The organism is Cohnella nanjingensis (genome assembly GCF_014212125.1).
GTDB lineage: Bacteria > Bacillota > Bacilli > Paenibacillales > Paenibacillaceae > Cohnella > Cohnella nanjingensis.
In genome coordinates this window covers 112,205-126,352 of record NZ_JACJVP010000044.1, presented here as the reverse complement: position 1 = coordinate 126,352, position 14,148 = coordinate 112,205, and the positions used below count along the sequence as shown (strand labels likewise).

Annotated in this window: 15 protein-coding genes; all 15 read left to right on the top strand. The window is 62.2% G+C overall.

The window, feature by feature from the left end; genetic code table 11:
• Positions 1-85 precede the first annotated feature (85 nt).
• The 15 genes from ribD to ccsA all read left to right on the top strand — a co-directional run bounded on the left by ribD (position 86) and on the right by ccsA (position 14,090).
• On the top strand, positions 86-1,243 hold the full coding sequence (gene ribD / locus H7C19_RS26295; RefSeq protein WP_185672053.1) for a bifunctional diaminohydroxyphosphoribosylaminopyrimidine deaminase/5-amino-6-(5-phosphoribosylamino)uracil reductase RibD: 1,158 nt from the start codon (positions 86-88) through the stop codon (positions 1,241-1,243).
• Positions 1,224-1,892 (top strand): riboflavin synthase, encoded by a 669-nt coding sequence (gene ribE, locus H7C19_RS26290; RefSeq protein WP_185672095.1) that lies wholly within the window; start codon positions 1,224-1,226, stop codon positions 1,890-1,892. The genes ribD and ribE overlap by 20 nt, the downstream gene beginning before the upstream one ends.
• Positions 1,893-1,910: 18 nt before the next feature.
• Positions 1,911-3,197 carry a bifunctional 3,4-dihydroxy-2-butanone-4-phosphate synthase/GTP cyclohydrolase II gene (locus H7C19_RS26285; RefSeq protein WP_185672052.1) on the top strand — a complete coding sequence of 429 codons (1,287 nt, stop codon included), beginning with the start codon at positions 1,911-1,913 and terminating at the stop codon, positions 3,195-3,197.
• 5 nt (positions 3,198-3,202) lie between these two features.
• Positions 3,203-3,673: a 6,7-dimethyl-8-ribityllumazine synthase gene (gene ribH / locus H7C19_RS26280; protein WP_281384969.1), complete on the top strand. Its 471-nt coding sequence runs from the start codon at positions 3,203-3,205 to the stop codon at positions 3,671-3,673.
• Between the two features lie 97 nt (positions 3,674-3,770).
• Complete coding sequence (locus H7C19_RS26275) at positions 3,771-4,565, top strand: segregation and condensation protein A (RefSeq protein ID WP_313732005.1); 795 nt, start codon at positions 3,771-3,773, stop codon at positions 4,563-4,565.
• Complete coding sequence (scpB, locus tag H7C19_RS26270; protein ID WP_185672050.1) at positions 4,534-5,151, top strand: SMC-Scp complex subunit ScpB; 618 nt, start codon at positions 4,534-4,536, stop codon at positions 5,149-5,151. Before H7C19_RS26275 ends, scpB begins: the two co-directional genes overlap by 32 nt.
• A 67-nt stretch (positions 5,152-5,218) precedes the next feature.
• Positions 5,219-5,911, top strand: a complete 693-nt coding sequence (locus H7C19_RS26265; RefSeq protein ID WP_185672049.1) for a DUF2953 domain-containing protein — start codon at positions 5,219-5,221, stop codon at positions 5,909-5,911.
• A gap of 114 nt (positions 5,912-6,025) precedes the next feature.
• The gene (ytfJ, locus tag H7C19_RS26260; protein ID WP_185672048.1) at positions 6,026-6,505 is read left to right on the top strand and encodes a GerW family sporulation protein; all 480 of its coding nucleotides are present in this window, start codon (positions 6,026-6,028) and stop codon (positions 6,503-6,505) included.
• Between the two features lie 261 nt (positions 6,506-6,766).
• Positions 6,767-7,876, top strand: a complete 1,110-nt coding sequence (locus tag H7C19_RS26255; protein ID WP_185672093.1) for a D-alanyl-D-alanine carboxypeptidase family protein — start codon at positions 6,767-6,769, stop codon at positions 7,874-7,876.
• Positions 7,877-7,910: 34 nt separating this feature from the next.
• Positions 7,911-8,552 (top strand): nucleoside recognition domain-containing protein, encoded by a 642-nt coding sequence (locus H7C19_RS26250; RefSeq protein WP_185672047.1) that lies wholly within the window; start codon positions 7,911-7,913, stop codon positions 8,550-8,552.
• A 3-nt stretch (positions 8,553-8,555) separates the two neighbouring features.
• The gene (locus tag H7C19_RS26245; RefSeq protein ID WP_185672046.1) at positions 8,556-9,086 is read left to right on the top strand and encodes a spore maturation protein; all 531 of its coding nucleotides are present in this window, start codon (positions 8,556-8,558) and stop codon (positions 9,084-9,086) included.
• Positions 9,087-9,763: 677 nt separating this feature from the next.
• Positions 9,764-10,501 carry a pseudouridine synthase gene (locus H7C19_RS26240; protein WP_185672045.1) on the top strand — a complete coding sequence of 246 codons (738 nt, stop codon included), beginning with the start codon at positions 9,764-9,766 and terminating at the stop codon, positions 10,499-10,501.
• 100 nt (positions 10,502-10,601) lie between these two features.
• Positions 10,602-11,138, top strand: coding sequence for a redoxin domain-containing protein (locus tag H7C19_RS26235; protein ID WP_185672044.1), 537 nt, complete (start codon positions 10,602-10,604; stop codon positions 11,136-11,138).
• A 16-nt stretch (positions 11,139-11,154) separates the two neighbouring features.
• Positions 11,155-12,834: a cytochrome c biogenesis protein ResB gene (resB, locus tag H7C19_RS26230; protein ID WP_185672043.1), complete on the top strand. Its 1,680-nt coding sequence runs from the start codon at positions 11,155-11,157 to the stop codon at positions 12,832-12,834.
• Positions 12,831-14,090 (top strand): cytochrome c biogenesis protein CcsA, encoded by a 1,260-nt coding sequence (ccsA, locus tag H7C19_RS26225; protein WP_185672042.1) that lies wholly within the window; start codon positions 12,831-12,833, stop codon positions 14,088-14,090. The genes resB and ccsA overlap by 4 nt, the downstream gene beginning before the upstream one ends.
• The last annotated feature ends 58 nt before the right edge of the window (positions 14,091-14,148 follow it).

Sequence of the window (14,148 nt, the reverse complement as noted above, 5' to 3'; positions counted from 1 at the left end):
TTCTGTTTCACGCTGTGCATCGACCCCGGGGAGCATGAGACCCCGGGGTTTTATTGTGTTTTGCCGGAGAGAGGAGGCGAGCCGAATGGAAGTGCTGAACGATGAATTCTACATGCGGCTGGCCTTGAACGCGGCCGCTGGGGCGGCCGGTCAGACGGGCGTCAACCCGATGGTCGGCTGCGTCGTCGTCCGGGACGGCCGCATCGTCGGCATCGGCGCGCACCTGCGGCGGGGCGAGGCGCATGCCGAAGTGCATGCGATCCGGATGGCGGGGGCCGAAGCGCGGGGCGCAACGGCGTACGTCACGCTGGAGCCTTGCAGCCATCACGGCCGCACGCCGCCCTGCTGCGACCTGCTCATCGCCGAGGGCGTCGCGCGGGTCGTCGTCGCGACGACCGACCCGAATCCGCTGGTCGCGGGAAGCGGCGTCGAGCGGCTGCGCGCGCAGGGGATCGAAGTGGAAGTCGGACTGCTCGGCCAGGAATCCCGGGCGTTGAACGAGGCGTTCAACCGGTTCATCGTCACCGGGCGCCCGTTCGTCACGATCAAGACCGCAGTGACGCTCGACGGCCGCATCGCCACGCGGACCGGGCACAGCAAGTGGATCACGGGTCCGGAGGCGCGTGAAGCGGTTCATACGCTGCGTCATCGGCACGACGCGATCATGGTCGGCATCGGAACGGTGCTGGCCGACGATCCGGAGCTGACGACCCGCCTGTCGGTGCCGGGACTGCACCCGGTGCGCGTCATCGTCGATTCGGCGCTGCGACTGCCGCCGGACGCCCGCGTGCTGAACGGCGCGGCGCCGACGATCGTCCTCGCGACGCGACGGGCCGACCCGGCGAAGGCAGCCGCGCTGCGGGCGCTAGGCGCCGAGGTCATCCCCTGCGGGGATGGGGCGCGCGTCGACCTGCGGGCAGGGCTGGCCGCCCTGGGCGATCGGGGCATCGGCTCCGCGCTCGTCGAAGGCGGCGGCGTCCTGAACGGCGCGCTCCTCGAAGCCGGCCTCGCCGACAAGATCATGCTCTTCTACGCCGCCAAGATTGCGGGAGACGAAGCCCCATCGGCCTTCTCCCTTCGGGGCCCCGAAGCGATGGGCGACGCGATCGGCCTCCGGATCGCGGGGATTGAACGCTACGGCGACGATTGGTGCGTCACGGCCTATCCGCCGGAAGGAGAGTCGTATGCTGCAGACATTACAAGGGAAGCTGGAGGGGAAGCCGATGTTCACGGGTCTCATTGAGGAAGTCGGCGTGCTCCGGCGAATGCAGCGCCGAGGGGAGGCGATGATCCTCACGATCGCCGCGTCCAAGGTGCTGGAAGACGTGAAGCTGGGCGACAGCATCGCCGTCAACGGCGTCTGCCTGACGGTCGTATCTGCTGACGGCGGCACGTTCGCCGCCGACGTGATGCCGGAGACTTACCGGCATACGAATCTTCAGGAGCTGAAGCCCGGCGAAGCCGTCAACCTGGAGCGGGCGATGCTCGCGGGCGGACGCTACGGCGGGCATATCGTCCAAGGGCACGTGGACGGCACGGCCGTCATCGCGTCCCGGCGCAAGGATGCGAACGCCGTCGTCTTCACGGCGAAGCCGCATCGCCGGGAGCTGCTCCGCCACGTCGTGCCGCAAGGCTCGATCACGCTGGACGGCATCAGCTTGACCGTCGTCAGCGTGGACGGCTCCGCAGGCGCGCTGACGGTCTCGATCATTCCGCACACGCTGCGCGAGACGGCGCTCCAAGCCAAGCAGCCGGGCGATACGATCAACGTGGAGTGCGATATCCTGGGCAAATACGTCGATCATCTCTTAAGCCAGCGGCAAGCGCAAGCGGCGCCGGCCGGACGCGGCGGCGGCTTGACCGAGGCGGCTTTGCGCGAATACGGATTCTAATCGAGGGAGGCGTCATAGATGGAAGAGATTCGGTTCGATACGATTGAAGAAGCGATCGCCGACCTGAAGCAAGGCAAGATGATCCTCGTCGTGGACGACGAGGACCGCGAGAACGAGGGCGATCTGATCGTCTTGGCGGAGAAGGCGACGCCCGAGGTGATCAACTTCATGATCACCGAAGCCCGCGGCCTCGTGTGCGTGCCGATCACGCCGGAACGCGCGGAACAGCTTGACCTGCCGCCGATGGTCAGTCACAATACGGATTATCACGGTACGGCGTTCACCGTGTCGGTCGATCACGTGTCGACGACGACCGGCATCTCCGCGCACGAGCGTTCGATGACGGTCAAGGGGCTGATCGATCCGCAAGCCGGCGGCGCCGACTTCCGCAGACCCGGTCACATGTTCCCGTTGATTGCGAAGCCGGGCGGCGTCCTGCGCCGGTCCGGACACACCGAAGCCGCAGTCGACCTGGCGCGTCTCAGCGGGTCCACTCCCGCGGCCGTCATCTGCGAAGTGATCAAGGAAGACGGCACGATGGCCCGCCTGCCCGACTTGACGGAATTCGCGGCGCAGCACGGCTTGAAGTTAATCACGATCCAGGACCTGATCCGCTACCGCAATGCGCAGGAGAAGCTCGTCCAGCGCGAAGTCGCCGTCCGGATGCCGACGGACTTCGGGACGTTCGAGGCGGTCGCCTATACGAACGAAGTGGACGGGAAGGAGCACGTCGCCTTCGTCAAGGGCACCATCGACAGCTCGAAGCCGGTGCTCGTCCGCGTCCACTCCGAATGCCTGACGGGCGATGTCTTCCACTCGCAGCGCTGCGACTGCGGTCCGCAGCTCGAAGCTGCGCTGAGACAGATTGACGAAGCGGGCAGCGGTGTTTTATTGTATATGCGGCAGGAAGGCCGGGGCATCGGCCTCATCAACAAACTACGGGCCTACAAGCTGCAAGAGCAGGGATTGGACACCGTCGAAGCGAATATCCAATTGGGATTCGCTCCGGATCTCCGGGATTACGGCATCGGAGCGCAGATCCTGCGCGATCTCGGCGTGCGCCAAATACGGCTGCTCACCAACAATCCGCGCAAAATCAAAGGCTTGCAGGGCTACGGCCTTGAAGTGGTCGAGCGCGTACCGATTCAGATGAGCGAGAAGGAAGACAACAAACGATACTTGCGCACGAAGAAGGCGAAACTGGGCCATCTGCTCACGTTCGCCGAGGATTCGCAGAGACAGGGCCGTGTGTCGGGCGATGTCGAGCAGGACGAACAACAAGGCGCAGTGCCGGAGAGAGGATGAACGATATGGCGTTCGTATATGAGGGGAATTTAGTATCGCAAGGTTTGAAGTACGGGGTCGTCGTCGGCCGGTTCAACGAATTCATCAGCTCCAAGCTGCTGAGCGGCGCGCTCGACGCCTTCAAGCGCCACGGCGCGGAAGACGATGAAGTCGAGATCGCTTGGGTGCCCGGCGCCTTCGAGATTCCGCTGATCGCGCAGAAGATGGCCGAGAGCGGCAAGTACGACGCGGTCATTACGCTCGGCGCGGTGATCCGCGGCTCCACGCCGCACTTCGACTATGTCTGCAACGAAGCCGCCAAGGGCGTCGCCGCCGTCGGTCTGAAGACGGGCGTGCCGACGATCTTCGGCGTGCTGACGGTCGACAGCATCGAGCAGGCGATCGAACGCGCGGGCACCAAAGCCGGCAACAAAGGCTGGGAAGCCGCGGCGTCCGCGATCGAGATGGCGAACCTGACCCGCGCGCTGAAGGGCTGACGCGAACGCCGAACGAATACCGGCGAGGGGACCGCGACGGTTCCTGGCCGGACGGCGAGTCGGAGCGGGGAAAGGGTGAACGATCATCGGGGCAACGGTGCTGTACAAGCTGGAGACTTTCGAGGGGCCGCTGGACTTGCTTCTCCATCTGATCGACAAAGCGGAGATCGACATCCAGGACATCTCGATCAGCGACATCACGGACCAATATATCGCGTATCTGGACGCGCTGCAGGAGCTGGAGCTGGACGTCACGAGCGAATTCCTCGTCATGGCGGCCACGCTGCTCTCCATGAAGAGCCGGCAGCTGCTGCCGAAGCCGCCGGTGACGGACGAGCCTTGGCTGACGGAGGGCGAGGACGACGGCATCGATCCGCGGGAGGAGCTCATCCGCAAGCTGATCGAATACCGCAAATACAAAGCGATCGCTAGCCAGCTGCGCGAGCACGAATTCGAGCGGAGCCAGGTGTTCACGCGCGAGCCGTCGGATCTGGCGCCGTTCGCGACGAACGAGGAGCAGAATCCGGTCGAAGGGCTACACGTAGACGATCTCGTGCGCGCCTTCCGCAAGGCGCTCCGCCGTGTCGCCGGCCGCAATCGGATCGCCGCCATCCAGCGCGACGAGATCTCCGTCAAGGACCGCATTCGCGAGATCATGGCCGTGCTGAAGGAGAAAGCGGCCTTCGGCGAGCCGAAGGTGCTGTTCTCCCAGATCGTCGGAGACGTCATGGACCGCAACGACATCGTCGCGACATTCCTCGCCGTCCTGGAGTTAATGAAGCGGCGTTGGGTCACCTGCCATCAGAACCAGTTGTTTGACGAGATCGTATTGACCTGGACGGGAAGGGAGGCCGATGACGATGGATTATTCGACATTGAAGTCGGTACTTGAAGGGCTGCTGTTCGTCGCCGGCGACGAGGGCTTGAACGGCAAGACGATCGCCGAAGTCGTCGGCATGGACGCGGACGTCGTGCTTGACGTGCTGCGCGACTTGAAGAGCGATCTCGTCCGCGACGGCCGCGGCATCCGCATCGCGGAGGTCGCCGGCGGATTCCGGCTGACGACCGTGCCCGAACATGCGCCTTATTTCGAGAAGCTCGCTTATTCGCCCGCCCGGTCTTCGCTGTCCCAAGCGGCGCTCGAGACGCTCTCGATCGTGGCCTATCGGCAGCCGATCACGCGGATCGACATCGAGGAGATTCGGGGCGTGAAGTCCGACCGCGCGATCCATACGCTAGTGGCCAAGGACCTCATCGAGGAAGTCGGCCGCGCGGAACAGATCGGACGACCGATCCTGTACGGCACGACCAAGTCCTTCCTCGATTACTTCGGCCTCGCGGACATCGGGCAGCTGCCCGATCCGATCGTGTCGGAAGAGGACGACGAGATGGAAGAGCGGACGCGGATGCTCTTCGAGCGGATCGAGGGGCGTCAGCTGTCGATGGACGATCTGGACCGGGTCATGGAAACGAACTGAAGCGCAGCCAACAGAATGAAGCGAAGCGAGAAGGCCATACTACTCCCAGGCGAAAGGCGGGAGTAGTATGGCTTTTTGGATTGGGGGAGCGATGGTCTGTATCGTCGCTGTCTTCGCCGTCGCGGCATGCCTGTCTCACGTGCGCGTCCGCGTGCGCTATTCGCGCAGCGGCGAAAGGGATCAGCTGGCGGTCGTCGTGCGGGGCTTGTTCGGCTTGGTGCGGATCCAGAAGGAGATTCCGTCCATCACGCTTCGCGGCATGAACATTGTCTATAAGGAGCGGCAGTCGCAGCAGACGGCGGGCGCCTCGCAAGGGCAACAGGAGGCTAAGCGGAAGATCGGCCTAGATACGATCCGGCGCAAAAGGCGAGCCGTGCGGATCTTGCTGCGGTCGACGCGAGACTTCAAGACTTTGGCGCTGTCGTTCATGCGCAAGGTCGAATGCACGAGATGGCGGCTCGACGTGCGGATCGGGACGGGAGACGCGGCGCTGACCGGCGTGGCCGCAGGCTTGTTCTGGACGGTAATCGGGACGGCAATAGGCTTGACCGGACACTTCCTGAAGCTAAGGACGCATCCCCACGGCTCCGTGTCGCCGAACTTCAAGACGACCGAATTCGCGGTCGTCTGGGAAGCGGACTTCCGGATCCGGGTCGGGACGGCCGTGTTGTCGGTGCTTCGGCTGGGCGGGCGCACTTCCCATTTCCGTCAAGCGCTGCGGGCATGGCGAAGTTGGATGTCGCCGCCGGAACAAGCATGAACGAACGGGATCGTCCATGCGCGCGGAGTACATACTCAAGTCGCCGCTGGGCAAGCTAAAGGATGCAAATCAATATTCCTTATGTCACGCGCGAAAGAACAGGAGGCCAAACCGATGTCCGAGCACCCGATTCAAGGCTTGATGCAGACGGCAATGGAAAATATCAAGGAAATGGTCGACGTCAACACGATCGTCGGCGAGCCGGTTCAGACGCCGGACGGCAGCGTTATTATGCCGATCTCCAAAGTGGGATTCGGATTTGCGGCAGGCGGCAGCGAATTCCAAGGCATGATGGAGGAGCAGCAGCAAAACGGCGGTTCGGATAACCAGAACGCCAGCGTGCAGCTGCCGTTCGGCGGCGGCAGCGGCGGCGGCGTCTCGATCAGTCCGATCGCATTCCTGGTCGTCGGATCGCAGGGCGTTAAGGTCGTGCCGCTCGATAACCAAACGCATCTGTTCGAGCGGCTGATCGACGCGGCGCCGCATTGGGTGGACAAGATTCAATCCATGATTCAGCGGCCGAACCGGATGGACGAGACGGAGTCCTCCACGCTGTCGGCCAACGTGTCGAAAACGCACGGTTCCTCGCACTGACGGCAGAGCGCCGGCCGGAAGGCCGGCTTTTTTGCGGGATTCGATAAAGGTTGGAAAAAGCGGGGTTAATTAAAGAAGGCGAATTCGCAGGCCATTGGCGGATCGAGCGCCGCTCATCATATTTTGGGACACGCCCGCATACTATGGTAGCAAGCGCCGAGGCGCGCCAAGCAAGGAGGAATACGATTGAACGCTACGGATTGGCATGCCCGCCGCATCGGGCTTCTATGCATCGCATCGATCGCCGTCCTCTGGGCCTCGATGGTCCGGCCGGGCGGGACGGCCTATGCGGCGCCGGACAAGCCCGTCTCCCACGCCAAAGCGACGGCGCTGATCGACGTCACGTCCGGCCGTCTGCTGTACAGCGACCACGGAGACGATCGGATGCTCATCGCCAGCTTGACGAAGATTATGACCGCCATCGTCGCGATCGAGAACGGCAAGCTCACGGATGTCGTCAAGGTCAGCCCGCGCGCGGCAAAGGTGGAAGGCTCGTCGATCTACCTGAAAGCCGGGGAGAAGATGCCGCTACAAGACTTGTTGTACGGACTGATGCTGCGCTCCGGCAACGACGCCGCTACGGCGATCGCCGAGCATGTCGGCGGGTCGATCGACGGATTCGCCTTCCTGATGAACCGCAAGGCGGAAGAGCTGGGGCTCGCGAACAGTCATTTCGTCAATCCGTCCGGTCTCGATCACAAAGACCATTATTCGTCCGCGAACGACTTGGCCAAGCTGACCGCTTACGCCATGCACAACAAGACGTTCAAGGAGATCGTCAAGACCAAGGAAAAGCTCGTCTCCAACCGCGATTACGAATGGCTCAACAAAAATAAGATGCTGCGCATGTACGACGGCGCGGACGGCGTCAAGACCGGCTACACCAAGCAAGCGCTGCGCTGCCTGGTCAGCTCCGCGACCCGCAACGGCCAACAGCTGGTCGCCGTCACGCTGAACGACGGGGACGACTGGGCGGATCATCAACGGTTGCTCGACTTCGGCTTCATGAACTATCCGCTTCAGCAGGTCGTCAAGCAGGATGAGGGCGTAGCCGGTTACCCTTACCGCACGTCCGCCGATTTTCGTTACCCGTTCGCAGCGGGCGAGCGGGAGCAGCTGCGCATTCGGCTCACGCCGTACAAGAGCGGCGGCACCGACTACGCGCTCGGCTATCGCGGCAAGCTGACCTTCCGGCTGGGCGAGCAGACGCTGGGCAGCGTCTTCCTGCTGCCGCAGCCCGGCGTGGCGAATGCAAGTCCGGATACGGCTGCGCCAACCTTGGCGGAGCCGGACGTGATGGACGGCACGCTCCGGATGACCTTCGGCGAAGCGCTGCGCCGCTCGCTGCGTTCGATCCTGTCGTTCGGCTGACGCACGATCATTCTGTTGGGAAGGGGCGATTCGCTTGGTCAATTGGATCTGGCTCGGCATGATCGTATTCAGCGTCGTCTTCGCGGCTGCGACCGGCCGGGTCGACCAAGTGACGGAAGCCGCCTTCAGCGGCGCGCAGACCGGCGTCACCGTCTGCTTCGGCCTCATCAGCATCCTCGTCTTCTGGATGGGGCTGATGCGCATCGCCGAAGTATCCGGTCTCGTCCGCAAGCTGTCCAGGCTGCTCGCGCCGATCGTGCGATGGCTGTTTCCGGATGTGCCCAAGGATCATCCCGCGCTGGGATTCATCCTGTCCAACATGAGCGCCAACCTGCTCGGACTCGGCAACGCCGCCACGCCCATGGGCATTCGCGCGATGCAGGAGCTGCAGAAGCTGAACCCGGATCCGGGAACCGCGACGCCGGCCATGTGCACGCTCCTGGCGCTCAACACCGCGAGCATCACCATCGTGCCGACCACGCTGATCGCGATCCGGATGAACTTCGGGTCGGCGCACCCGGCCGATATCATCGCGCCGACGCTGCTCGCGACCGCCATCTCGACGGGCGCCGCGATCTTGGCCGACCGCTGGTACCGCCGACGCGCGGGCCGCCCTCCGGCATCGCTGCCGCATGCGCCGGCTGGAACCGGCGCGATGCCGTTCAAGGGGGGATGACGGATGGTCGCCTTTCTGCACGCTTTGTCCGCCTGGGCGATCCCGATGTTTATCGTGCTGATCCCGCTCTATGCGGCCTTTCGCAAGGTGCCGGTCTACGAAACGTTCGTGGACGGCGCCAAAGACGGCTTCTCGACGGCCGTTAGCATTATCCCGCATCTGGTCGGCATGCTGACGGCGATCAGCATGTTCCGCGCTTCCGGCGCGATGGACATGCTGGTCGCTGCCGTGAAGCCGCTCTTCGAGCGCCTCGGCATCCCCGGCGACGTGCTGCCCCTCGGCTTGCTTCGTCCGATCACGGGCGCGGGTTCTCTCGCCTTCGCCACCGACCTGATCAAAGCCCATGGCCCCGATTCCTTCATCGGCCGCATCGCTTCCACCATCCAGGGCAGTACCGATACGACGCTTTACGTGCTCACCGTCTACTTCGGCGCGATCGGCATCCGCAACGCCCGTTATGCGCTCAAGGTCGGCCTCTTCTCCGACGCGGTCGGTTTCTTTGCGGCCGTGTTTGCCTGTTGGTTGTTGTTCTAGCGGAGAGGCTTTTCGCAATTCCGCCAATAGCTCCCTAAACAGGGTGCATCGGGCCGTAAGGCGTGAGGCATCCTGTTTGGCGTTGATGCAGGCTGGCCGGAAGAGGTCTCCTAGGCAAGAGGCGGCCGGAGCACGCAGGCATGCAGCCTCGAACTAGAGCTAGGGGTTGCGAAGCAGCGAGCAAGAGGCAATGCCAGTAGAAGGCGGCCGTAGCGGGAGGAAATCACGTTTGCTGGAGAGTCTACGTCCCGCCTTTGCGGCCCCGTCCTCACCGCCTCATCCGAACAGAGGAACGGGGGCGCAACCGCGGGCGGAAGCAAACGTGCATTTCCGGAGCGCAGGCATGCAGCCTCGAACTAGAGCTAGGGGTTGCGAAGCAGCGAGCAAGAGGCAATGCCAGTAGAAGGCGGCCGTAGCGGGAGGAAATCACGTTTGCTGGAGAGTCTACGTCCCGCCTTTGCGGCCCCGTCCTCACCGCCTCATCCGAACAGAGGAACGGGGGCGCAACCGTGGGCGGAAGCAAACGTGCATTTCCGGAGCGAAGGCATGAAGCCTCGAACTAGAGCTAGAGGTTGCGAGGCGCGTGCGGCCTTAGCCTCTCCGCCAGCGGTTTGCCCCGGCCGAATGTTGTGAAAACCCTGCCAACAGAGTATGATGAGGGGTGAGGTGAACGACCAGTGGAACGATTGCAGAAAATACTCGCCAATGCCGGCGTCGCTTCGCGGCGCAAATGCGAAGAACTGATCGCGAGCGGCAAAGTGACCGTGAACGACGAAGTCGTGAAGGAGCTCGGCGTCAAAGCCGACCCGACGAAGGACGTCATCGCGGTGAACGGCAAACGGATTCGAACCGAGAGCAAATTGTACCTGTTATTCAATAAGCCGAAGGGCGTCATTACGAGCGTGCACGACGAAAAGGGACGCAGCGTCGTGACCGACTACCTGAAGGACGTCAAGGAGCGCGTCTATCCGGTCGGACGGCTGGACTACGATACGGAAGGGCTGCTGCTGCTGACCAACGACGGCGATCTCGCGCATCTGCTGACGCATCCCCGCCATCACGTGCCGAAGACGTATCATGCGACCGTCGAGAAGGTGCCCCACGGCGCCGCCCTCGAGAAGCTGCAGAAGGGCATCAAGCTGGAAGACGGCATGACCGCCCCGGCCGAGGTCGAGTACCACGACGTCGATCCGGAGGGCAAGCAGGCGACGATCGCGATCACGATCCGCGAAGGACGCAACCGTCAGGTACGCCGGATGTTCGAGGCGATCCATCACCCCGTCATCCGCTTGAAGCGGGTGTCGTTCGCGGGATTGACGCTCGACAATCTCCAGCGCGGGAAGTACCGCAAGCTGAGCGCCCAAGAGGTGCAAATGCTGCGCGACGCGGCCGAGCAGGCGGGACCCCGTACATAGTACCCCTATGTCACACAATGTTCAAACCGGAGGTCGGGGCGATTGTCTCTGACCCCGGTATTTTCGTTATAATGGTAAAAAAGCGGTTGGTGGTGAAACAGTGAAGCGTTATCGGAAACCGATACAATATGTTATTCTGGCAGCCGTCCTGCTCATTGGAGGATACGCGATCGGCCAGTCCTTTTTCACGTCTAAGACGGTTCTGACGACCGGTAATGCCGCACCCGAATTCGAGCTGCTCGGGCTTGACGGACAAGTCCACGACTTGGCTTCCTACCAAGGCAAACCGCTGGTGCTTAATTTCTGGGGGTCGTTCTGCCCGCCGTGCCGGGACGAGATGCCTGCGCTGCAGGCGCAGTACGACAAGTGGAAGGACAAAGGGCTGCAGCTCGTCGGCATCAACCTGAGCGAAGACCGCGTCAGCGTGAACAGCTTCGTTCGGGCGTACGGCGTCCATTTTCCGATTCTGCTCGACAAGAACAAGAAGACCGAGAAGAAATACGGACTCAAGGAGTATCCGACCACGTACTTCATCACGGCGGACGGCAAGATTCAAGACATCGTCATCGGGGGGCCGATGAGCGAGGAGACGATCGGCACGCGGATCGAAAAACTGTTCGCGTCCGATCGACAGTGATGGGAGGCAGCGGGGGTTGATTAAGAACACCAAATGCGAATGCGGACACCAGAACCCGGTAGGCACCGTCTTGTGCGAATCGTGCGGAAAGCCGCTGGACCCGGACTTGCCGCTGGACAGTCCGCTCGAGATGAGATACGACGGCGCGGCCCGTCGCTCTCAGAAAGCGAATCCGGCCGTTATCGACCGGATATGGAACTTCTTCTCCTCGGTGAAGATCGCGATCTACCTCATCGTACTGACCCTGATCGGGGCTGCGCTGGGCACGATCTATCCACAGGAGAGCACGTTCATTAATTTGGACGATCCGGGTAAGTACTACAAAGAAACTTACGGCACGTGGGGCACGGTCTATCATGCGCTCGGGCTGTCGCGGACTTACGAGTCATGGTGGTTCATCGGACTGCTCGTCATGATCGGCACCTCGCTCGTGATCTGCAGCTTGGACCGGGTGCTGCCGCTCTACAAGGCGCTCTCCAAGCAGCAGGTGCGCAAGCATCAGACCTTCATCGACCGGCAGCAGACCGTATACGCCTCCGAGCTCGCGGCGGAGCCGAACGAGTGGATCGAGCGATTCGGCAAGCAGTTGAAGCGCAAGCGTTACAAAGTGTGGACGGACGGGACCGCGCTGCTCGCCGAGAAGAACCGGTTCAGCCGGTGGGGGCCTTATATCAATCATATCGGGTTGATCATCTTCCTCTTGGCGGTACTCGGCCGCGGCGTTCCGGCCTGGCATATGGACAAGTACATCGGCGTCGACGAGCATCAGACCGTACAAATTCCGAACACGAACTACTACGTCCAGAACGAGAAGTTCACCGTCGAGTACTACAAGGACGAAGAGCTCCCGGACAAGCTGAAGGGCACGAACCGGGCGAAGCTGTACCGAACGGACGCCAAGCTCTACACGTGTACGAAGTATTGCAACGACGATCCGCTGCACGAGCCGGAGCTGAAGGAAGTCGAAGCGCACGCCATCGAAGTGAATTCGCCGCTCTCCTACAAGGGACTCAATCTCTATCAGTACAACTACGAAGAACGGGTTCGCCTGATCGAGGTGAAGCCGATGCTCGTGGACAGTACGACGGGAGAGTCGTACGGCCCGTTCGATCTGCCGATGAACGATCCGCCTCCTTCCGTGGAGGCGGGACCGTACAAGCTGACGCTGTCGGCCGTTTTCCCGGACTTCGGGCTCGACGCGCAAGGCCGACCGATGACGAAGACCCGGGATCCGAACAATCCGGCGTTCGTCTTCGTCGTCACCGGGCCCGGCCTGAACGAGAAGGGCGAGATGTACATCTACTTCCCGATGCCGAGCGGCGACGACAAAGCCGTACAGAAGCAGATCAACGACAGCTTCAAGAAACTCGGCAGCAATACGGGGCGCTTCTCGTTCCAGGTAGGCAAGATGGAGAACGTCAGCTTCTCGCAGTACACGACTTACCTGAATGTGCGCGTAGACCGGGCCATGCCTTACGTTTGGGTCGGGGCGACCATCTCGATGATCGGCCTCGTCATGGGCTTCTACTGGCAGCATCGCCGGATCTGGCTGCGTATCGACGACGGTCGGCTCTCGCTCGGCGCGCATACGAACAAGAACACGTACGGCATTCGCAGCGAAGTGGCATCGGCGCTGGGCAAATGCGGCGTCGCCGTAGAGCCGAAGACGCTGGATAACAGGAGGAGTTCAAGTTGAATTGGTTGGACATTAGCAGCACGGCGTTTATAATCGCGTTCTTTCTTTATTGTGCCGCGTTTATCTTCTATGCGGTAGCGATCGGCGGCAAGCGCTGGAGCAATCGCGATCCCGAAGCCCACAACCGCCGCTGGGGCCGGATCGCCTTCGCGACCGCCATTCTCGGCTGGGCCGCGCATCTAACCTTCTTCTTCACCCGCTGGGCAGGCGGCGGGCACATCCCGACCAGCAATATGTACGAGTTCATGACCTTCCTGGCCATGGCAATCATGTTCGCGTTCATTATCGTTCATCTCATCTACAAGAACAACTTGCTGGGCGCCTTCGCGCTCCCGCTCGTGGTCATCATCGTCGCTTATGCTTCCGTTTTCCCTTCGGAAGTCCAGCCGCTGATTCCTGCCCTGAACAACTACTGGCTGAAAATTCACGTCACGACGGCGGCGACGGGGGAAGCGTTCTTCGCGGTCGGGTTCGCGGCGGCGCTCGTTCAGCTGCTGCGCGTCGTGGACTTCTCCCGCACGGACAAGAAGGGACGCCGCGAGCAGCGGTGGACGGAGTTCGTCCTCTTCTTCATGGTCATCATCGTCGGCTTCCTCGTGGCGGTGTTCGGCTTCCGCGCGGGCGGCTACGAAGCCAAGTTCCAGCAAGAGTCGGTGTCGATCGACCAGCAGGGCGTCGAACACTCCAAAGTGCAGACCGTCGAATACGGACTGCCTCCGATCGTCAAACCTTATAATAGCGAAAAGCTCTCGATGGACGCCTTCCTCGGCATGAAGGAGCCTCTGTTCGAAGCGCCTTCCTGGATGAACGGCGTCAACGCGGGACGCAAGCTCAACACGGTCATCTGGTCGGTCCTCTCCGGCTTGATCCTGTACGCGGTGCTTCGCCTGATCTCCCGCAAGCCGCTGGCCGCCCGCATTCATCCGTATCTGGGCGACATCGATCCGGAGGATCTGGACGAGATTAGCTACCGCGCCATCGCGATCGGCTTCCCGATCTTCACGCTCGGGGCGCTCATCTTCGCGATGATCTGGGCGCAGATCGCTTGGTCCCGCTTCTGGGGATGGGATCCGAAGGAAGTCTGGGCGCTTATCACCTGGCTCTTCTACAGCGCCTATCTGCATCTGCGTCTCTCTCGCGGCTGGCAGGGGACGCGTTCGGCGTGGCTCGCCGTCATCGGCTTCCTCGTCGTCCTCTTCACCCTCATCGGGGTCAACCTGGTTATCGCGGGCTTGCATTCCTATGCCGGCGCTTAAGCGACAGCCAGCGTACGTATAGAGAATTGCCGAATCCAATCGTGGAAAGGGGTCGTCT